Source organism: Mammaliicoccus sp. Q-M61, from assembly GCF_022386055.1.
GTDB lineage: Bacteria > Bacillota > Bacilli > Staphylococcales > Staphylococcaceae > Mammaliicoccus > Mammaliicoccus sciuri_A.
On the sequence record NZ_JAJNJL010000006.1, the window covers coordinates 40,342 to 62,393 of the forward strand.

General features: G+C 34.6%; 15 protein-coding genes. 1 reads left to right on the top strand and 14 read right to left on the bottom strand.

Annotated elements, in window-relative coordinates:
• Window positions 1-77: 77 nt before the first annotated feature.
• Genes LQ677_RS09250 through LQ677_RS09265 form a run of 4 tightly spaced genes read right to left on the bottom strand, consistent with a single transcriptional unit; the run spans window position 78 to window position 5,072 of the window.
• Window positions 78-446, bottom strand: a complete 369-nt coding sequence (locus LQ677_RS09250; RefSeq protein WP_126477819.1) for a Na-translocating system protein MpsC family protein — start codon at window positions 444-446, stop codon at window positions 78-80.
• 29 nt (window positions 447-475) lie between these two features.
• A complete protein-coding gene (locus tag LQ677_RS09255; protein ID WP_239748664.1) occupies window positions 476-958 on the bottom strand; it encodes a carbonic anhydrase in 483 nt (160 codons plus the stop codon).
• A gap of 51 nt (window positions 959-1,009) precedes the next feature.
• A complete protein-coding gene (locus LQ677_RS09260; protein WP_239748676.1) occupies window positions 1,010-3,559 on the bottom strand; it encodes a DUF2309 domain-containing protein in 2,550 nt (849 codons plus the stop codon).
• Window positions 3,543-5,072: an NADH dehydrogenase subunit 5 gene (locus tag LQ677_RS09265; RefSeq protein WP_239748687.1), complete on the bottom strand. Its 1,530-nt coding sequence runs from the start codon at window positions 5,070-5,072 to the stop codon at window positions 3,543-3,545. Before LQ677_RS09265 ends, LQ677_RS09260 begins: the two co-directional genes overlap by 17 nt.
• A gap of 387 nt (window positions 5,073-5,459) precedes the next feature.
• Between LQ677_RS09265 and mbcS the strand changes: the two genes are divergently transcribed.
• Entirely contained in the window at window positions 5,460-7,046 is a 1,587-nt protein-coding gene (mbcS, locus tag LQ677_RS09270) for an acyl-CoA synthetase MbcS (protein ID WP_239748697.1), read from the top strand.
• A gap of 702 nt (window positions 7,047-7,748) precedes the next feature.
• On the opposite strand, the gene LQ677_RS09275 is transcribed toward mbcS, so the two are convergent.
• The 10 genes from LQ677_RS09275 to LQ677_RS09320 form a co-directional block, all read right to left on the bottom strand.
• Window positions 7,749-8,936, bottom strand: coding sequence for a thiolase family protein (locus tag LQ677_RS09275; protein WP_239748706.1), 1,188 nt, complete (start codon window positions 8,934-8,936; stop codon window positions 7,749-7,751).
• A 31-nt stretch (window positions 8,937-8,967) separates the two neighbouring features.
• A complete protein-coding gene (fadB, locus tag LQ677_RS09280) occupies window positions 8,968-11,226 on the bottom strand; it encodes a 3-hydroxyacyl-CoA dehydrogenase/crotonase FadB (RefSeq protein ID WP_239748722.1) in 2,259 nt (752 codons plus the stop codon).
• Window positions 11,227-11,280: 54 nt separating this feature from the next.
• A complete protein-coding gene (gene fadE, locus LQ677_RS09285; protein WP_239748725.1) occupies window positions 11,281-12,486 on the bottom strand; it encodes an acyl-CoA dehydrogenase FadE in 1,206 nt (401 codons plus the stop codon).
• An 80-nt stretch (window positions 12,487-12,566) separates the two neighbouring features.
• On the bottom strand, window positions 12,567-14,066 hold the full coding sequence (gene fadD / locus LQ677_RS09290) for a long-chain-fatty-acid--CoA ligase FadD (RefSeq protein WP_239705854.1): 1,500 nt from the start codon (window positions 14,064-14,066) through the stop codon (window positions 12,567-12,569).
• Between the two features lie 14 nt (window positions 14,067-14,080).
• Window positions 14,081-15,658, bottom strand: coding sequence for a fatty acid degradation protein FadX (gene fadX, locus LQ677_RS09295; RefSeq protein ID WP_239748726.1), 1,578 nt, complete (start codon window positions 15,656-15,658; stop codon window positions 14,081-14,083).
• Window positions 15,659-16,445: 787 nt separating this feature from the next.
• On the bottom strand, window positions 16,446-17,930 hold the full coding sequence (mqo, locus tag LQ677_RS09300; protein ID WP_239740768.1) for a malate dehydrogenase (quinone): 1,485 nt from the start codon (window positions 17,928-17,930) through the stop codon (window positions 16,446-16,448).
• Between the two features lie 217 nt (window positions 17,931-18,147).
• Window positions 18,148-19,041: an oligopeptide ABC transporter permease gene (gene opp4C / locus LQ677_RS09305; protein WP_037589228.1), complete on the bottom strand. Its 894-nt coding sequence runs from the start codon at window positions 19,039-19,041 to the stop codon at window positions 18,148-18,150.
• An 11-nt stretch (window positions 19,042-19,052) separates the two neighbouring features.
• Window positions 19,053-20,015: an oligopeptide ABC transporter permease gene (gene opp4B, locus LQ677_RS09310; protein WP_239748727.1), complete on the bottom strand. Its 963-nt coding sequence runs from the start codon at window positions 20,013-20,015 to the stop codon at window positions 19,053-19,055.
• The gene (locus LQ677_RS09315; protein ID WP_037589226.1) at window positions 19,996-21,000 is read right to left on the bottom strand and encodes an ABC transporter ATP-binding protein; all 1,005 of its coding nucleotides are present in this window, start codon (window positions 20,998-21,000) and stop codon (window positions 19,996-19,998) included. Before LQ677_RS09315 ends, opp4B begins: the two co-directional genes overlap by 20 nt.
• Window positions 20,993-22,003, bottom strand: coding sequence for an ABC transporter ATP-binding protein (locus tag LQ677_RS09320; protein WP_196308347.1), 1,011 nt, complete (start codon window positions 22,001-22,003; stop codon window positions 20,993-20,995). Before LQ677_RS09320 ends, LQ677_RS09315 begins: the two co-directional genes overlap by 8 nt.
• Window positions 22,004-22,052: the final 49 nt, after the last annotated feature.

The following is a 22,052-nucleotide window of genomic DNA, read 5'->3' on the forward strand; positions in this document are numbered from 1 at the left end:
TAATTAACTTTTATTAAAATTATGATTATCTTTCTATTTTTTATTTTTAAAGGGTTTTCATTATCGATTTCTGGCAATTATTTATTAAAAAGTTCTTCAATATTATGATGCATTTTAAAAATCATCATACGTTCACCAGTTCTTGAACTTAAATCTGTATGGAAACTTTTGACGTCTTGTTGGGTAATATCAAATATCATTTGGTATAAATGATCCATGTCTGATTCTACTAATTTTGAACGTGTACGTTTTATACTCAATAAACCTTCTTGTGTTTCACATACGCTATATTCTGCAGGTGTAAGGACACCTTGTAAATCAACAATAATCATATCTCTTAAAATATCTGTCTTAACAGATAGAGATCCTCTACCTAGATATTCTTTTTCCCATTGTGTAATGGCTTTACTAATTTTTGATTCACATGCTCCTTTAGTCATTTCCATATTTGTCTCTCCTTAATGCTAATTTTGCTTTATGTTAAATATTCAGCAATTATTTCAATATTGTTTTGATTGATGGTCATACCTTTTATTGTAATACCAGATGGTATAAGTGGATGATTAGAAACTTGATGAATGCTTTGTTTAATACTTTGATGAATATCACTTTCACCATTTAACCATTCATGAATATTGTCACTACTAAACTCAGGCTTACAATTTTCAAATAAGTAGTCGAGTGTTTTAATTTTTTCTGTATGACTTTTGACACTTTCAGGTAATGCGATCACTTGTTTATCATCTGACTTTCTAATGATATAAACATTCTCTATATCATATTCGTAAATCGCGATAATAATAGACCGCATCACATCACCATATGCATGCGCAATTTCTGCCTGAAAGCTTTGTATCGACATGACATGATTTGGGTTGAAATTTAAAGATTCAACAAGTTGGCTTTCTAGATGTGTATTTAAATCAGATAGTATGAGTATATTTTTTTCATCATTCATATTATACATCCTCTCGAGTTTTGGACATAAATTGTTGTCCTGCTCATTTATTTACCATTTATGCCATTCACCATTTTCATCTATACTTGATAGCAATAACCAATCATTTTTTACTTTTGTGTTAAGCGCAGTATTTTCATTGAGCAATTTACGAATGTAATCATTCGGCGCTTGTATCACAACTAATAATCGAATCGGTGCATGATAATATTCCCCATCAGCTTTCATAACTGATTGCCAAGGTAAACCTGTCAGTAAATCACTACCGTTTCCTTGCATAACACCTATGCCGCTCGTCACCGTCTGGGTGATTTTATTGCCGCTTCCGTAATAGTAAGGTGCTACTGTTGAAGCATAATATTGTAAGTTAATCCATTGAGCAACTGTCGCCGGCCCACTTAAAATCGTATTTAAAATTTCACCATCTTGATCTTTCGTCCAGTCATAATTATGCAAGAATGCGCGACCATTTAATTGAGATTGCTCTGTTAATGTTCTCTTACCAATAACAAATGTTGCATTTCTAGCTAATCCCCATTCTGGTCGAATTTCACTCCAGTCACTTGCCAACTGTTCTGCTTTAGTTGTGGATTGTTCGTTTGAATGTTCCATACCTGGAATATCTTTAAGTCTTAAACGATTCGCTTCATGCCCAGCTTTAGGCAAAGCTAGTTTTAATTTTTGTAAAGCGCGCTCAGCTTTATTCGAAAGTTGTGGCACATATAGCCATTCTAATTGATCAGTTGTCGTGCTATGTTGAGCAGCAACAAAGACTGTATCTTCCGGAATTATAATGTGATAGCTTTTGAGACCTTCTCTAACTTCAGGCAAATTACATAAAGTTGCTAATACTTTCGCATTAAAGCCACTCGCTGAACCACCACACGCGCCACAATCTAATGAAGCTGCATAAGGATTGTTAGCACTATGACTACCGTGTCCACATATGACCACTAAAGGCGCAAAATCTTCCGTTAAATCCATTAATTTCAATGCTTCTCGTGCGTAAGTAAGCTGTTCTTGTTTCGTAAATCCAATAGGTAAATCACCAAACCGATTGGGCGCATGATCTATAGAAAGTTTCGTATCCGGTTTATTCATAAGATTTTTATTAAATCGATTGACCAAATCTCCTGTACGTTTAGGCATAAAGCTTCTCGCAATCGTTTGTAAACTTAGCCATGAACCTGTTAATTCTGGAAGTAATAGACTTGGTAATACATTTTGTTTCATTTTTTTAAATGTATAAAATATTGACGAAACACTTTTTTTCTTTTCAACGTAATGATTGGATTGATGTGCATCTTCGTATTCATAAATCTTATGTTGTGGTTTATTCATTACTGGTAAAGCATTATGTGTATGTTGATGCCCGAGTTCACATTTTTCAATCGGTAATCCAAAGAATCCTGCGATACCAATCGTTTCGAAAGGACCTTCCATTTCTAATTGTCTTCTAAAAGGTTCCGAACGCGTATCAATACAAAAAGCGAGCTGAGCCTCGACAGGTGCTTTATCATCTTCATGATGGATATGAGATTGAATTTCACTTTGTAGTTGTGACGCATACGTATCTTCCCAAGCTTCTAGCAATAATTTATGTTGTGTAATACGATCAAATTGATGTGCAAATGCTATATAATCTTCTCGTTCACCTTGAGATAATGCGAACCAATTTTCCAACGTTAAAATGCCACTTTCAAACCAAGATCGTACTTGAGAAATGTCATAGTCAGTATGTTGTTGTTCTTGAGCATGCTCACTCATCAACGTCCATTCCAAAGCTAATCTTATGGCTAAAAAATCCGTCAGCAAGTTTAAACGTTCGTCTTTCCAAAGCATCATACCTGCCCATCCTGGTAAAGCCAACAAGTGTATTTCAAGATATGATTGTACTTGTGCTTCTGATATACCAAGTTTGTCTAAACAGCTTTCTATTGTTTCAATAGATGTTGATGGTAGCATTTTTATTTTATGCCTTTCTGCCTTCGATAAAGATGGATCCAAATGAGCTAACCTCTTCCAGTTTTTAAAGAAACCTTTACCATCTTTATGGATTGCCCATCCTGATTGATTATCATCAAGATATAATTTACTCCACTTAATCACTTGTGCATTCAAATTATCTAAATACGCCTGTCCAGAATATTGTTCAATACGTGTACTTAAAATAATGTCATCATCTTGTTGATTATTTAGTGCAACATTTTCTAATGACGTTCTTAATTGTTGTTGCTCTTTTTCTGTAAGATTTACTTTGTGAGTTCTATTAAACAAGATGCTTTCAGCGTATTCTCTTAACATCACTTTGTTTAATGGCGTATTATCGTTCGATAGCCATGCCGATAATCGTTCTTCTATATATTCCTGTTTAATTTCTCCATTTTCAATTGCAGCAAATAGTAAACTTTTGTTCGGATACAAATCGACATTCTGTACCTTTTGAAACCATCTCGCAACATCTTCAAAAGTACGATCTTCTAAACCCGCCCAAGGATGTCTTGCTGCAAATATATTAATAGGAGAAAGTGGTGTTATGACACGACTCGCCTCTTTAATTGAATATGTAATGTCATTTTGTGATTCAATTGTTTGCGTCATGCTGATAACCTCCTTTAAACGTATGATTTTTCAAATAGCGTGGATGTGTTTCAATATTTTGCACTTTCGATTCACCTAAATGTACAATCCATAAATATATAATCGTGACGATTTTAGATGAATGATTTCTTGCAACCCACAAGTTCAGTGCACTTCCTATTAACAGCAATACAATCATGATAATGACTGCAAATATAGGTGTATGATTCACATTTGTTGCGTACTGATGTAACAAATCATGGAATAAATGATGTACACCAAAGTAAGATAAACCAACAATTAACAGTGCTAATAATCCAATGATTCTACCTAATTTACCTTCACCATATGCAACCAGTTGCGTCCATGAAACAGATAATGACCAAGCTAATATAAGCGCACTAATGATTTGGTAACTACTTGTCGGATCCATTAGCCAAAAGATAATACCAATCATAATGGATAATAATCGACCAACAAGAACCCATATATACGACACACTTTCATTCATTCTTGAAGGCATATCAAAAGTTCTTACAGCAGAACCAGAACGTAAAAATAATGTCGCTTTAAATAGTCCATGTAACATCAGATGAACGATAGCTGCTGAATAAACACCTAAAGCACATTGGATAAGCATAAAGCCCATCTGTCCAATCGTTGAACCTACTAACTGTCTTTTGTAATCCACATGTACTAAACTGATGCCAGCTCCCATCAATACTGAAATCGTTGCGATAATGATGAGCAACCCAATTATCCATTCATTTGTAAAAATCGGTGCAAATCTCGTTAAAATTACACCACCAACATTGACAATACCGGCATGCATAATCGCTGAAACAGGTGTTGGAGCCGCTACAGATTCTATTAACCATCTGTGAAATGGCCACTGAGCTGCTGGAATGATGACCGATAACACTAACATCAACTGAATAACCACACCTTGCCATGAATCAAATTGGTCACGATGACCATTACTAAAAATAGTAGACTGTTGCCATTCACCCGTTACATTGTATGTCAGCAAAATCGCGATTACTAAAGCGATCCAACTAACGATAAAGATCATGCTAGTACTTTTCGCTAAACGTTTCGTAATGTGCCATTGTTTGTTTAAACCGATTAAACGCGTTAAACAAAATAACGTTAACCCCCATAATATCGCCATTAATCTTAAATCATTACTTAACCAAGCAACTGAAGCAAACACCGTTAGAAATGTAAATAATGAAAAATATTTACGATACTGTGCATCTCCATCTAAATAACGTAAAGAAAATCTTTGAATAATAAGACCTATACTCAAAATAAATAGTGCGAGCAACCATGACAATTTATCTAAATGCCAAAATCCTATATATACATTTCCACTTGTTATACATAAGCCAATTAATGCGATAAGCACTGGTATAAATGCGATTATTAAGTGAACATTAATATATGTCTTTGCCACTTTTGGTGCTAAATATATGACGCTACTTATAAGCGCTAATCCAATTGAAATAAAAAATAATACTAATAAACCTGTCATGTCGGTTGCTCCTTTTCTGTTAAAAGCAATAAAAAAAGCCGACAATTTAAAACAAACCTCTCGTGTAGATTTGCTTTAATTGTCGGCTTCAATCAAACTAACGCTTATCGTTATTTTAATTGCTTCCTTATTATTTATATGTAATCTTTTTGAAATTTTTAATCGTAAGTCATTGCACCGTTTTTACTTTTTCAATTAACCAATATCGATTAGCCACTTGCTAAAGTTTAGATGCTATGAAATTTTATATACTTTAATAACATATATTTATTTTCAACAAATGTCAATAGTTTGACTATTTAAAATATTCTATAGTTTCATTTATTCGTATTAATGATTATTCACTGTTAGAATAAAACAATATATTAAACAAACGAGGAGATTAACATGAATAGATCAGACTTAATAGCACCAGAAACATACAATATTGTTAATGAAATCGAAAGACATGCAGCAGATGAAACGAAAGAAGCCATTATATTCGAAGATGTCGATGGCAACGTTGAAACGATTACGTACGCTAAACTTATACAAAATTCAAATAAAGTGGGCAACATCTTTAAAGCACAAGGTCTTCAAAAAGGCGACAAAGTACTTATTATGATGCCACGTTCTATTAAAACATATGAAGTTTACATTGCTGCACTTAAACTTGGACTTATTATCATCCCAAGTTCAGAAATGTTAAGAACTAAAGACTTACAACACCGCATTACGCATGGTGAAGTCAACGCAGTCGTAGTCATCGACCAATGTACAGGCGAATTTGAAAATATTCAAGAATATGATGAACTCACTAAATTTATTGTAGGATCTAAGCAACAAGATTGGATTTCTATCGATGAAGCAATTCAAACTGCAAGCGCAGAACTTACAGTAGATGAAACAAAACGTGATGATATCGCAATTTTATCATATACATCTGGTACAACTGGTTTACCAAAAGCTGTTATACATACACATGGATGGGGATTTGCACACATTCAAACAGCGCCAAAACATTGGTTAAGTATTACAGACAAAGATACTGTATGGGCAACTGCAGCACCAGGATGGCAAAAATGGATTTGGAGTCCATTCCTTTCAATATTAGGATCTGGCGCCATCGCATTTGTTTATAATGGTAAATTTAATGCAGCTAAATATTTGGACTTACTCGAAAAACATCAAATTAACGCATTATGTTGTACACCTACTGAATACCGATTAATGGCTAAACTTCCTAATCTTTCAGACTATACATTGAAACATTTACACAGTGCTGTATCAGCTGGTGAACCATTAAATAAAGAAGTCATCGAACAATTCAATCATAACTTCAACATTAAAGTAAGAGATGGATATGGCCAAACTGAGAATACATTACTTATCGCATTTTTAAAAGATACAGAAAGCAGACCAGGTGCCATGGGTAAAGCAATACCAGGTAGTTATGTAACTGTAATAGACGAAGATGGTGACCCTATAACTAACGGTGCCACAGGAGACATTGCCGTTTCATTAGATTCACCATCATTATTCCAAGGCTATTTTAAAGACGAAGAACGTACCGAAAAATCAAAACGTGGAAACTATTATGTAACTGGAGACCGCGCAAGATTAGACGAAGATGGCTACTTCTGGTTTAAAGGTAGAGAAGATGACATAATCATTAGCTCAGGTTATACAATCGGACCGTTCGAAGTAGAAGATTCACTCACTAAACATCCGAAAGTACAAGAATGCGCAGTCGTTGCTAGCCCAGATGAAATCAGAGGTAATATCGTCAAAGCATTTGTCATCTTACAAAATGATATCGTAGGCGACGAAGCACTCGTCAAAGAATTACAAACTTACGTAAAAAGTGACGTCGCACCATATAAATATCCAAGAGCAATCGAATTTGTATCCGAACTACCAAAAACAAACTCAGGCAAAATACGCCGCGTTGAATTAAGAGAAGCTGAAAAAGAAAAATATAATAAACAATCATAGGAAAAGAAGTAATGATTGGAGGGGAGCGGGACAGAAATCTAATTTGTATAAAAAGATTTCGTAGTCCCGCCCCGGCAAGGATGAATAGAGTTGAAAAAACTTGAAACAAGCGTATTTCAATTCAGTCATCTACTGCCAAGATACTAAAACTGGCTGAGACATACTTTATGTACCAGCCTCTTTTTTATTTGAGATGAGATTTCGAGAGATGTGTTGGCTTTATTCAGGATTTAAGCCACGACTTGGGCCATCTCTTGGCTTTACTCTGTACTTAAGCCATGACTTGGACCATCTCTTGGCTTTACTCTGTACTTAAGCCATGACTTGGGCCATCTCTTGGCTTTACTCTGTACTTAAGCCATGACTTTCACTATCTCTTGGCTTTATTCTGTACTTAAGCCATGACTTGGGCTATCTCTTGGCTTTATTCTGTACTTAAGCCACGACTTCATCCATCTCTTGGCTTTATTCTGTACTTAAGCCACGACTTTCACTATCTCTTGGCTTTATTCTGTACTTAAGCCACGACTTCGGCCATCTCTTGGCTTTACTCTGTACTTAAGCCACGACTTCACCCATCTCTTGGCTTTACTCAACCATTAAGCCAAGAATACCCCACCTCTCCTCCAAATCTCTAACACACTCACCCCCTCACACCAACAAAAAAAGCATTCGACCGTATGATCGAATGCTTTACATATATTATCTTACATATTCAAATATGCCTGCTGCTCCCATTCCGACGCCGATACACATTGTTACCATACCGTATTTGGAGTCTGGGCGTTTACTCATTTCTGACAATAGTTTACCTGTTAACATAGCACCTGTTGCACCGAGTGGGTGACCGAGCGCTATTGCACCACCGTTAACGTTTGTCTTATTAATATCTAACCCTGCTTCGTTAATAGATGCTACTGTTTGTGATGCGAATGCTTCATTGAGTTCTACTAAGTCGATATCATCTACTGATAAATTCGTTAATTCTAATAATTCTGGTATTGCATAAGCTGGTCCTATGCCCATTAATTTAGGATCTACACCTACCGCTTTAAATCCTACAAATTTAGCAATTGGTTTAACGCCTAATTCTTTTACTTTATCGCCTGACATCAATACAACAAATCCTGCTCCGTCTGTTAGTGGAGCCGATGTTCCTGCTGTAACTGTGCCGTCAGCTTTAAATACTGTTCTTAATTTAGATAATGTTTCTAAATCTGTTTCTGGACGAATGAGTTCATCTTGTTTAAATATTTCTTTCGTTACATTTGGACCGTTCTCATCGTATTTAACTTTATGCACTTCAATTGGTATAATTTCATCTTCAAACTTACCTGATTTTTGTGCTTCTGATGCTCTTTTATGACTTTCAACTGCATAAGCATCTTGTTCTTCTCTTGAAACTTTATATTCTTCAGCAACCATTTCTGCCGTTAATCCCATTGGATAAGAAACACCTGTATCCGCTTCTTGTAACTCCGGATTATTCGTTGGCTCATTACCACCCATTGGTACAGCACTCATTAATTCAACGCCACCTGCTACAAGCACATCTGCCTGCTCAGACATAATTTCATTTGCTGCTATCGCAATAGTTTGCAAGCCTGAAGAACAATAACGATTAACCGTTTGTCCAGGAACTTCATTTGGTAATCCGGCAAGTAATGCTATTGAACGTGCGATATTTTGACCTTGTAATCCTTCTGGAAAAGAGTTCCCCACGATAACATCTTGAACCATACTACCATCAAATGTACCACCTACACGATTGAGTACACCTTTTAATACTTGAGCTGCAACTTCATCAGGTCTTTCATGAAATAATGCACCACCTGGTTTAGCTTTACCTGCTGCAGAACGTCCGTATGCTACTATATATGCCTCTTGCATTGATATCCATCCTCTCTTATTCAACACTTCATTAGTTACGTAATGGTTTACCTTTTTCTAACATATGCGTAATACGATCATATGTTTTTTCATTTTTGAGTAGAGATAAAAAGCCTTCTCGTTCAAGCTTTTGAATATATCGTTGATTAATATACGTATTACGAGGTAAATCTCCACCTGCAAGTATATGTGCAACTTTTAAAGTAATTTCGTAATCATAATCACTAATGAAGTGACCAATTCTTTGCGCATCTAGTTCAGCTTGTGCTAAAGCTTTAAAATCTCTGCCTAGCGCTGGATATTGAGTTTTAGGTTTAGGAATATAGTTTGCTTCAGATTCATATCTCGCTTTATTTAAAGCAACTTCAACACGTCTTTCTTTGTTGAAAATGATCGTATCGATATCTCTTAAATAACCATATCTCTTAGCTTCGTATGCATTTGTAGATACTTTAGCTAAGCCTACATTCATTAATACTTTCGTAATCGATGCTTGTTTGTCATCATTTTTATGATTTGTTCTAAGCACTCTATCTGCAAACTCTGCTAATCCACCACCTGAAGGTAATAGACCTACACCAGTTTCAACTAGTCCAATGTACGTTTCACTCGCAGCAACGATAAATGGTGAATGTAAGACAACTTCACAACCGCCACCTAAAGCTCTACCGTGAACTGCAGTTACGATAGGTTTAAGTGAATATTTCATTCTACCGAAACTTTCATGTAATTTATCAATTGCTGGACCTACTAATTCATCTACTTTCTGACTTTCATGTGCTTGTTTCATTAAGAACAAGTTTGCACCGACACTGAAATTATTGCCATCTGCATATATAACCATGCTTGTATAATCTTCTTGTTCTAATAAATCAATCGATTCGATTAAGTCGCTCGCAAAGCCGTCAGATATAATATTATTTTTACTTTGAATTTTAAGTAATAATTGATCTTTGTTTGCTACTGATAAATTAGAATCTTCTCTATTCCAAACTTCACGATCGATGAAAGCTGATGTCGGTGTGACACGTTCTATTGACTCGCCTTCTTTATAGAAGCCACCGCTTTGTTGTTCGATCCATTCAGGTAATTCACCCAGTTCTTGTTTCATTCTATCTTTAACACGGTCAAAGCCCATTAAGTCCCAAAGTTGGAACGGTCCTTTTTTCCAGTTAAATCCCCATACAAGTGCACGGTCTACATTTTTAAAGTCAGATGCAGCTTTAGGAACATTAATCGCTGAATAATAGAAATTATTTCTTAATGTTTCCCATAAGAATTTACCTGCATCATCTTCAGCATTAAAAATGACATCTAAATTGGATTTTAAGTCTTTACTAAATTTAGTAAGAATTTCGAATTTAGGCGGTTCAGGTTGTACGTACGTATCGCTTTCTATATCGTAAACAAGTCTTGTCTTTTTATCTTTTTTATAGAAACCTTGTTTCGTTTTTCTACCTAACGAACCATTTTTCACAAGTGTATCGGCAACTTTAGTATCTTTGAAATATGGTTGCTCTTCAGGCACTTGTTGGAGTCCTCTCGTAACGGTAACGGCAATATCTAGACCTACTAAGTCAGATAAACCATATGTTCCAGTACTCGGTCTACCAATTGCTCTACCCGTTAAAGCATCTACTTCAATAATTGAAAATCCTTGTTCTTCGCCGCGATACATAATGTCATTCATCGTTTGTGTACCGACTCTGTTCGCTACAAATCCAGGCACGTCATTCGCAACGACAACACCTTTACCAAGTACTTCTTCAGCAAATACTTGTGTTCTTTCAACGATCGCATCTGACGTATTACGATTCGGAATGACCTCTACAAGTTTCATAATGCGAGGTGGATTAAAGAAATGTAATCCTAAAAATCTTTCTTTATCTTGATCGCTAAATGCTTTAGATATTGCTTCAATTGGAATACCTGAAGTATTCGTCGCAAATATCGCACTATCTTTCGCAACTTGTGTAACTTGTTTCCAAACTTGATGTTTAATATCTAATTCTTCTTTAACCGCTTCAATATAAATATCAGCATCATCTTCACCTGATAAATCATCTTGAAAATTACCGTAAGATAAATTAGATGCAAACTCTAAATCGAATAATAAAGGTCTTTTAGCATCTGTAATCACATCATATGCTTTTTTAGAAATTTTATTCGGGTCTTTTTCATCGATTACTATATCTAATAATTTTACTTTTAAACCTGCATTCACTAATAGTGCAGCAATTTGACTACCCATTGTACCTGCACCTAGAACGGTCGCTTTACTTATCGTCATAAAAAGTCCTCCAAATTCATATATTCTGAGTGTGTTTCGTCTTGCTCAGTTAGCTTAAATAAATGCTGAATCTCCAGTTAATGCACGTCCAATTAACAGTGCATTGATTTCGTGTGTACCTTCATATGTGTATACTGCTTCTGCATCTGAGAAGAATCTCGCAATATCATATTCCGCTAAAATACCGTTACCACCTGTGATACCTCGACCCATTGCTACAGATTCTCTTAATCTAAGTGAATTCATCATCTTAGCAGTTGAAGTGGCAACTTCGTCATACTCACCATTTTCTTGCATTCTAGCAAGTTGGGCACATATAGACATTGAATGTGCTAAATTTCCTTGCATCATAGCTAATTTTTCTTGGATTAATTGATATTTACTAATTTCTTTACCGAACTGTTTACGTTCTGTTACATAATCAAGCGTTGCGCGTAAAGCACCTGCTAAAGCACCCGTTGCCATATATGCAACTCCTGCACGTGTAGAATAAAGTACTTTCGCAATATCTTTAAAGCCATTTATATTTTGAAGTCTTTGATCTTCTTCAACTTCTACATTGTCTAATTTAATAATTGTATTTGGAATAATTCTTAAAGCGATTTTATTTTCAATCACTTCAATATCTACACCTGCTTGTTCTGGTCTAATAATAAAGCCTTTAGGTTTACCTGTTTCAACATCAACAGCATATACCGGAATAACATCTGCTAAATTCGCGCCGCCTACCCATTTCTTTTCACCATTTAAAATCCATTTATCGCCTTCACGTTTTGCAGTTGTTTCAAGTCCACCTGCAACATCTGATCCGTGTTCTGGTTCTGTTAACGCAAAGCATGTTCTTAATTCATGTGATTGTAATTTAGGGATGTAGTAAGCAATTTGTTCTTTACTACCACCAAATAAGAATGAATTATGTCCCAATCCTTGATGGACACCTAATAATGTCACTAAAGATACATCGAATCGTGCTACAACATAAGACATGAAAAATTGGAATAATTGACTAGGTGTCTTAGCACCTTCACGCCCTTCAAATAATAATGGGTTTTGGAAATAGTTGAGTTTACCCATATCATCGAAGAAGTCTTCTGGCACTGTTGCATTCACCCAATGTTCGTTGATTGTTGGACGATATTTTTCTTCTAATAAATCATCAAGTTGTTTTAAGAACTTCACTTCACCATCTGTTAATTGTTTCGAAATATTCAGTACATCCTCTGGAAATAATGCTTTTAATGTTTCTAATTTTGTTGACATATATATGACCTCCAAATATTATTAAAGTGCTTACATTTACATCTAAAAAAATTTAGTATTCATGTTAGCATCATCTTTGTTTATTGTTGAAACTTTCTCTTCATCATAGCTTTCACTTCTAACTTATCTGGTTTAGCAGTTGAAGTTAATGGCATTTTCGTTACGGATAGATAATTCTTAGGTACTTTATAACTCGCTAAGTTCTCACGCATATAAGCATCTAATTTCTCTACGAAATCTGGGTCTTGTTCATTGAGTAACACAGCAGCCGCTACAGTTTCTCCAAATTTTTCATTTTCATAACCTACGACAACACATTGTGCTACGAGTGGATGACCAGCTAGAACAATTTCAACTTCAGATGGCAAGACGTTCTCTCCACCTGTAATAATCAGTTCTTTCTTTCTATCTACGATAAATATATCGCCATCTTCATCTATACGTGCTAAATCACCTGTTAAGAAGTAGCCATCATGGAAAGATTTATCCGTTTCTTCTTGTTTTTGCCAATAACCAGGTGTAACTTGTTTACCTTTAATCGCTAATTCACCAATTTCACCTATAGGTACGTCATTAAAATCTTCATCAAATAATCTTGATTCTACGTACATAACAGGCTTCCCTATACTCATTGGCTTTTTAAGTGAATTAGTAGGTGTATTTATCATCGCTAATGGTGCTTCTGTTAAGCCATAACCATTAATAATATTTAACCCCATGCTTGCAAATTTTTTCTGAACACCAGGTAACGGTGCTGAACCACCTTGAATAAGAAAATCAATATTGTCAAAATTCTTCACATCAAAGTTAGGTGCTACTAACATGGCGTAATACATTGTTGGAATAAGCGATAAGTAATTCGGTTTATATTTAGCCATTAAATCATTGAGTTGTTCACCTTCGAAGTAACGATGTAATACGAGTGAGCCACCTGCCATCAACAATGGAATGACTAAATCATTAAATCCAAATACATGGAACATTGGTAACGAAATAATAGATGAAAATCCTGAATTCACTTTATAAGTGAGTATCGTATTAATCGCATTCGATGTGAATGAATCATAAGTGAACATGACACCCTTTGGTAATCCTGTTGTACCACTTGTGTACATTAATGCCGCTAAATCATCACGACCTACATCTACTGTCTTGAATGGTTTATGATTTTTAGGATTTACAAGTTCATCATATTCAGGTGAATCGATATCCATGTGTAAATAGTCATCTGCAATCCCTTGTAAACTACTTAAATGACGATTCGCATAGAATATAAACTTCACACCTGAATCTTCAATAACACTTTCAATTTCGTTCGGTTTGAGTCTCCAGTTCATTGGGAAGTATACTGCGCCAATCTTAAATGAAGCGAATAGTAAGTCAATCACCGCTACATCATTTGGTGCAAATATCCCAACGACATCTCCCTTTTTAATACCTTGTTCTTCAAGATGGTTGGCTAAGTTCTCAGCACGAATATTTAAATCTTGATAAGTCCATTCTGTTCCTTTTAGTGGATCAGTAACTGCCGCCTTTTCTTCGTCATATTGCGCTCTCGTTTTAATCCAATCGTAATTCATATTAAACTACCCCCTTAATAGTTTGAACCATTGTCTTTAATACATTGTTGCAATCCTCCCCAATTTTCTTGATAAATTTGCTGATCCGTTACTTTAAGTTCTTCAGCAATTATCGGTTGAAATGCTATATTGGATAGAATATCTTTCTCTAAATCTAATCCAGCTGCAATTTCAATTAATTTGACACCTTCATCGGTTAATTGGAATACAGCGCGTTCCGTTACATAATAGACCTCTTGATTTAACGACTTAGCATATGATGCATTGAAGTCCATATTATGCACTTGTTCAACAAATTTCTGAGCATGACCTTCTTTTTCAACAACTAAACCTTTATCATTCCAAGTAGTCTTACTTCCTACTACCATTGTTCCTGAGAAAATAATTTTTTGGACCGTTTGACTAATATCTATGAATCCCCCACAACCATTCATTCTATCGCCATATTTTGAAACATTGACATTACCAAACTGATCCACTTCAGCAAAGCTTAAATAAGCTACATCTATGCCTCCGCTATAAATAAAGTCCCATGTCATTTCATGTCGCATCTTCGCATCTAAATTGTAATTTAATCCGAAGTTTTGACCACTTCCTATCATTCCACCAAATACACCTGTATCTATATTCAGTTGAACTAAATCTTCAGCTTTCTCCTCAACCAATAAATTCGATAATTCATTGTTAATACCAAACCCTATACTCACAACATTACCTACATTTAAAAATTGGGCAGCTCGTCGTAAAATCACTTTACGTGTACTCAATTCATTAACTGGTTCAGGCATACTAAGCACTTTATATTCACCCGAAATAGCTGGGTCATAATAATTTTGAATGGTCTGTCTATGATGTTTTGGGTCATCATTTACACATACATAATCCACAAGCTCTCCAGGAATAAAGACTTCTGTCGGTTTAAAGCTACCATGTTGTACAATTTCTTTAACTTGTACAATAACTTTTCCGCCATTTTGATGCGCCGCTAAAGCAGCACCATAGCCTTCTCCCAAATGTGCTTCATGATGCATATAAATGTTCCCCTCGCTATCAGCGTATGTACCACGAAGCAATGCAATATCAACTTTAGGAAATTTATATTGTAAATATTCCTCATTATTAATTTCTAATAAAGAAACGATATCTTCCTTAGTCACATCATTGACTTTTCCGCCATCAAATCTAGGATCCACGGAAGTGTGTAAACCTATTTTAGAAATCATATCTGGAAATTTGGCTAACGAATTACGATAATGTGTAGCTAACAATCCTTGCGGTACAAAATATGCTTCTACATCATTATTCTTTATCGCTTCTATCGTTTTAGGTGAAGCAATGATAATACTCATAATGAGCCTTTTAACCATACCTCTACTCACAAATGAATCTAAATCATAACCATCACCACGATAATCACTAATATCATTCGCAACCATAAAAGTTAAATCATTAAGATTTCCATAATCATCATGAGCTTTAACCAAATGCTTTAAGACACTCACAGGTAAATTGCTCACTGATAAAGCTGCCAGTGAAATAACATCTCCACTTTTGACAATGTCTTTCAAATCTTCGAACGAAATAATTTGCATACGATTATCCCCTATCTTTCATAATTACAATCATTCCATAAAAGACCTCCCCAATAAAATGTAAGCCCTTACATTAGTAAATATAACATAGTGTAAATATGAAAGAAAAGTAAAAAGGTATACGACAATATCTTTTTAATTACAAATTCGCAATAATTGCAACTAACACTTAGCACCTCCTCACATACCGTAATTATAATATTTTTCAAAATAATTATCTGTCGTTTAGAACCTTATTATCTACTGTTACTTATTGCATCTATAAAAATATAAGTTATATAAATAAAATATTAAGACTATTAAATTACTCATGCATCGTATATATACAATCATTGAAATACCAATCACCAAGCGAAAAAATCACATCTCACACTAAAATAATTTGAAATTTTATTGTTTGATAAATGAAATAATAATACACAAGCAAATAATTAGAAGGAATAGTTGGAGTGGACAATTCTAAAAGTAGGATTTCTTAAAAATTGAACGATTCATTTATACGCGCACGATATCTCTCAGTCTTCGTGCGTTACACCCTGATTTTATACCTTAGCGCACGATATCTCTTAGTCTTCGTGCGTTATGCCCTGATTTCGTACCTCAGCGCACGATATCTCTCAGTCTTCGTGCGTTATGCCCTGATTTCGTAACTCCGCGCACGATATCTCTCAGTCTTCGTGCGTTATGCCCTGATTTCGTACCTCAGCGCACGATATCTCTTAGTCTTCGTGCGTTTAAACATAAAAAAGCCATTCCGACTTAACGGAATGGCTTCTGTTGTTCAAAATTATTTGTTTAATTCTAAAGCTTCTGCTGTTTGTTTACGAGTTTTCTTCAATAAATCAGTATCTTCGATTAAAGATTCACCATATGAAGGGATGATTTCTTTAATTTTAGATTCCCATTTATCCATATATTGAGGGAAGTTCTTCTCGATTACTTCTAAAGCTACAGATACTGATGTTGATGCTCCTGGTGATTCACCTAATAAAGCAATTACAGTATGGTCTTCTGAATTTACAACTTCTGTACCGAATTGAATAAATCCACGGCCATGTTCTTCTGTATCTTTAATAACTTGTACACGTTTACCAGCGATATGAATATCCCAATCTTCGTCTTTTGCATCTGGTACAAATCGACGCAATTCTTTCATACGATCTTCTTTACGTTGTAATACTTGTTGAATTGAATATTTTACAAGTGATAAGTTTTTAACACCTGAAGATAACATTGTCACAACATTACTTGTATTAATAGATTTAAATAAATCTAAGTTAGATCCGTTTTTCAAGAATTTTGGACCGATTGCTGCGAATGGACCAAATAGTAAACTTTCTTTTCCTTGAATATAACGTCTGTCTAAGTGAGGTACAGTCATTGGTGGTGTGCCAGGTGGCTCTTTACCATAAACTTTGGCATTATGTTCACTTACAACTTTAGGGTTGTTACATACTAAGAATGCACCACTAATTGGGAATCCTCCAAGATGTCTACTTTCAGGAATTTTTGTTTTTTGTAGTAATGGAATGGCATGTCCGCCTGCACCGATAAAGATATAATCAGCAACATGCGTTTCTACTTTACCAGTTTCTAAGTTACGAACTTTAACTTCCCATTTACTATTAGAAAGTTGTTTAAAGTCTACTACTTCATGACGGAAATGAACTTGTGCATTTTCGTGTTTTTCGATATTTTTAACTAATTTACGCGTTAATTCACCGAAGTTAACATCTGTACCTTCGTCAATTTTACTTGCTGCAAGGGGCTCGTTTGAATTACGACCTTTCATCATTAAAGGCATCCACTCAGCTAATACTTTATGATCTTCTGTATAAGTTAAGCCTTCAAACATTGGTAGAGATTTTAATGCATCATAACGACGTTTTAAGAAATCTACATTTCGAATACCCATTACGAAACTAATGTGAGGTAATGGTCTAATGAATTCTTGTGGATTCTCGATAGCTTTGCTCTTAACTAAGTATGACCAAAATTGCTTAGAAATTTCGAATTGCTCGTTAATTTCTTTCGCTCTTTCAACATCAATTGAACCGTCCTCTTGCTCAACTGTGTAGTTTAATTCGCATAGCGCAGCATGACCTGTACCAGCATTATTTTTTTCATTTGAACTTTCAATAGCTGGTTGTTCTAATCTTTCGAATAACTTAATATTCCAATCTGGTTCAATATTTTTCAAAAAAGAACCAAATGTTGTACTTAAAATACCAGCACCAATGAGAATAACGTCTTTTGGTTGGTTATTATCCATTTTGATCACCTTTCTAAAATTTAAGATGTATTATATTCATGAATTGGGTATACATAAATATAAAAGTCTGAAAGAATTGCAACTTTCTTTAAGAGATATCTTAATTCTTTATATACCAATTCTAAATCAATATTGTGTAAAAGTAAATCATAAGGTGTGCAGGTCACATGATGTGTTGTAAAAATACATTAAAATTTTTTATCTGAGCTTTCTGTACTTAACGAACTGATTTTGGATTCAGTGCATCTTTTAAACCTTCACCTATAAAGTTAATACATAAAATCGTAACCGTAATGATGATCGCTGGCGGCATCCAAATCCATGGTTTACTTCTCAAAATATCTCCTTCTTGCGCATCAGTTAGCATATTACCCCATGTCGGAACAGTCTTATCAATACCAAATCCTAAAAAGCTTAATCCCGCTTCTGCTACAATTTGGACTGCAAATACTAACGTTGCTTGTACAATAATAACGCTCAGTATATTAGGTAATAAATGCTTTAACAAAATTTTATAAACAGGTGTTCCAATTGATTGAGCTGCTAAAAAATATTCATTTTCTTTTTCTTGCAATACTTTACCGCGAACAATACGTGCAATACCAACCCATGACAATGCAATCAGTACGATTGCAAGTATTAAAGCAGATCCATATTTGTTTTCAATTTTACCGCTAAAAGTCGCATTCAATACAACAGCGAATGGTATAAAAGGAAAGAGCATTACAAACTCTGTGAAACGCATAAGTATTGTATCAACCCATCCTCCATAATATCCTGAAAGCATGCCGACTAATATTCCGATTAACATTAATCCCACAGTCGTAACGAGACCGAAAATAAGTGAAACTCTACCAGAATACAATAATCTACTCAATATGTCTCGACCACCTGAATCTGTCCCTAACCAATGCTCAGTTGTCATTTCACCTTTAATCATGACTAAATTTTGCAAGTTCGGATCATATGGAGCAATGAGTGGTGATATTATAGATACAAAGAATATTAAAGATAATATTAAGGTCGCAAACATAGCTGGTTTGTTACGTATAAATTTGTTTCTTGCAATTGTCAAAGGCGATTTGTTTTTGATTTTATCTTGCTTACTCATATTATCCCCCCTTAGTTACTCTTGATTCGTGGATCTACTAAACTATATGAAATATCCGAAATTAAATTGGCTAATAACCCTAAAAATGAAAAGAATAATAATAACGACATCATGAGTGGATAATCTTTACCACCAATAGATTCAATCAGCAACTTCCCAATTCCAGGATAAGAAAAGATTGATTCAGTTATAACTGCTCCACCAAATACAGATAATACGTCAGATCCAAAAAATGTAACAATCGGAATGATTGAATTTCTTAAAATATGTTTATTATAAATTTTAGATTCCGATAACCCTTTCGAACGTGCTGTACGTATATAATCTTTTCTCGATACTTCGATAATGTCATTTCGTAAGAATTGTATATAACTTGCAGTTGATAATAACCCCAATATCATTCCTGGTAAAATAGCGTGATATAACTTACTTATATAATATGCCAAACTACCTTGTTCAAGTCCTATTTCAACAGATCCTGAAAATGGAAACCAGCCTAATTGAAATGCAAATACATATATTGCAAACACACCAGCTACAAATGAAGGTATGGCTAACATAAGATAATTCAACACTTGTATACTATAATCGTATAAACTATATGGTTTCCTACCCGAAATTATGCCAAGTGGAAATGCAATCATATATGTAATGACTAAACTGATAACACCTAATAAAATCGTATTAGGCATACGTTCTTTTACTAAATCCATAACTGGTCTTTTATATCTAATTGAATCACCTAATTCTCTATGAAGTATTTTATTCCCCCATGTAAGATACTGTTTATAGAGCGGATCATTAAGTCCTAATTTTTCTCTTTGTTCTTCATAATATTTCGAACTAACATTAGGTAGCTTTTGACCAGTAAACGTATCTCCTGGTTGCATTTTAGCTAAACCAAAAATAACAATAGAAATTAAAAATAGTAATGGAACCATGAGTAATAATCTTCTAATAATTAGAGTTGTCATTTACTTTCACCTCATCTTCTAGCAGAATACATGCAGCATAATGTTCGTCTCCAACTTTACGATAGCTCGGTTTTTCAACTGAACATTCTTTTCTCACATAAGGACATCTTGTATGGAATGGACAACCTTTTGGCGGATTACTCGGTGATGGTAAATCACCTTCTAATAAAATTCTCTTCTTCCGCTTCGAAGGATCTATTTCCGGAATAGCTGAAATTAACGATTGTGTATAAGGATGTCTAGGATTTTCATATATTAAATCAGCAGGTCCTTTTTCTACGATATGTCCTAAATACATCACACATATATAATCACTTACATGTTTAACAACGCTTAAATCATGCGCAATAAATAAGTAACTCAGTCCAAATTCTTTTTGTAAGTCTGCCATGATATTTAATACTTGAGATTGTACAGATACGTCTAATGCACTTACTGGTTCATCCGCAATAATCAATTTAGGTTTTAACGCGAGCGCTCTAGCGATACCTACACGTTGCCTTTGTCCTCCAGAAAATTCATGCGCATATTTATAGTAAGCTTCTTCGTTAAGTCCAACTTTTTCTAGAAGTTCCATCACTTCTGATTTCACTTCTTCTTGAGATTTCTTGTAATAATTTCTAATTGGCTCTCCAATAATATCTCCAATCATCTGCATTGGATTCAACGAAGCATAAGGATCTTGGAATACCATTTGGAATCCTTTTCTCACTTGTCTTAAAGACTTTCCTTTTAATTTTGTAATGTCTTGATCACAAAATATAATTTCTCCAGATGTTGCCTTTTGTAATTGTAAAATGGTTCTACCAGCTGAAGATTTACCACATCCTGATTCACCAACAAGTCCGACAGTTTGTCCAGCTTTAATATTGAAAGAAATACCATCGACTGCTTTTACTTCTCCAACTTTACGCTGAAAAACACCACCTTTAATTGGGTAGTACTGTTTAAGATTTTTAACTTCTAATACATACTCATTAGACATGTAATGGACCCCCTTTTTCTGATATCGATTCATCATATAAATGACACGTTACTTTATGTTGTTCATTTATAGAGATATCTTTTAAATTTGTCGTTGCACAGGCGTCCATAGCAAATGGGCATCTATCATAAAAGTTACATCCAACACTCGGTATTTTATCTATTGAAGGTACAGAACCTTTAATCGTTTCTAATTTATCTTGTTTGATATCTAATCTTGGTATCGTTTTTAATAGTAATTTCGTATATGGATGTTTAGGATTATTAAATATTTCTTCCACTGAAGCACGTTCAACAATTTTACCTGCATACATAACTGCGACAGTATCACATATTTCTGCAATAACCCCTAAGTCATGTGAAATAAAGATAACGCCCATATCCGTTTCATCTTGAACATTCTTCAATAAATCTAATATTTGCGCTTGAACAGTTACATCTAGTGCTGTTGTAGGCTCATCTGCAATAAGTAATTTAGGGTAGCAAGAAATCGACATAGCAATCATGACTCTCTGCCTCATACCTCCAGATAATTGGTGAGGGTACTCGTTAATAACTTGCTGTGCTCTTGGTATACCTACCTTTTTCAATAGATCTATCGCTCTTTCTTTAGCTTCTTTCTTAGAAATATTTAAGTGCAATAACATCATTTCGATTAATTGATTACCTATTGTAAATACTGGGTTAAGTGATGTCATCGGCTCTTGGAAAATCATAGCAAGTTCTTTTCCTCTAATATTATTTAATTGTTCATTCGTATATTGATCAATACGTTCACCCATGTATTTGATCTCACCTGAATTAATTTTCGCAATTTTTTCAGGTAATAATTTTAAAATCGACATACTTAACACCGATTTCCCAGAACCAGATTCTCCTACAATCCCCAAGATTTCACCTTTCTCTAAAGTTAAATTAACATTAGAAATCGCATTGTAGTTCTTACCGTTTATATCAAATCCCGTACTTAAATTATGTATTTCTAATAAATGATTACCATGCATATTATCCCCCCGTTAGTTAGTAAGTCCTTCACCTTTTATAAAGGTTCAA

Bases quoted from the DNA above. Each gene is read 5' to 3' on its own strand.
- LQ677_RS09250 (WP_126477819.1), bottom strand. From the start codon at position 446: ATGGAAATGACTAAAGGAGCATGTGAATCAAAAATTAGTAAAGCCATT.
- LQ677_RS09255 (WP_239748664.1), bottom strand. From the start codon at position 958: ATGAATGATGAAAAAAATATACTCATACTATCTGATTTAAATACACAT.
- LQ677_RS09260 (WP_239748676.1), bottom strand. From the start codon at position 3,559: ATGACGCAAACAATTGAATCACAAAATGACATTACATATTCAATTAAA.
- LQ677_RS09265 (WP_239748687.1), bottom strand. From the start codon at position 5,072: ATGACAGGTTTATTAGTATTATTTTTTATTTCAATTGGATTAGCGCTT.
- mbcS (WP_239748697.1), top strand. From the start codon at position 5,460: ATGAATAGATCAGACTTAATAGCACCAGAAACATACAATATTGTTAAT.
- LQ677_RS09275 (WP_239748706.1), bottom strand. From the start codon at position 8,936: ATGCAAGAGGCATATATAGTAGCATACGGACGTTCTGCAGCAGGTAAA.
- fadB (WP_239748722.1), bottom strand. From the start codon at position 11,226: ATGACGATAAGTAAAGCGACCGTTCTAGGTGCAGGTACAATGGGTAGT.
- fadE (WP_239748725.1), bottom strand. From the start codon at position 12,486: ATGTCAACAAAATTAGAAACATTAAAAGCATTATTTCCAGAGGATGTA.
- fadD (WP_239705854.1), bottom strand. From the start codon at position 14,066: ATGAATTACGATTGGATTAAAACGAGAGCGCAATATGACGAAGAAAAG.
- fadX (WP_239748726.1), bottom strand. From the start codon at position 15,658: ATGCAAATTATTTCGTTCGAAGATTTGAAAGACATTGTCAAAAGTGGA.
- mqo (WP_239740768.1), bottom strand. From the start codon at position 17,930: ATGGATAATAACCAACCAAAAGACGTTATTCTCATTGGTGCTGGTATT.
- opp4C (WP_037589228.1), bottom strand. From the start codon at position 19,041: ATGAGTAAGCAAGATAAAATCAAAAACAAATCGCCTTTGACAATTGCA.
- opp4B (WP_239748727.1), bottom strand. From the start codon at position 20,015: ATGACAACTCTAATTATTAGAAGATTATTACTCATGGTTCCATTACTA.
- LQ677_RS09315 (WP_037589226.1), bottom strand. From the start codon at position 21,000: ATGTCTAATGAGTATGTATTAGAAGTTAAAAATCTTAAACAGTACTAC.
- LQ677_RS09320 (WP_196308347.1), bottom strand. From the start codon at position 22,003: ATGCATGGTAATCATTTATTAGAAATACATAATTTAAGTACGGGATTT.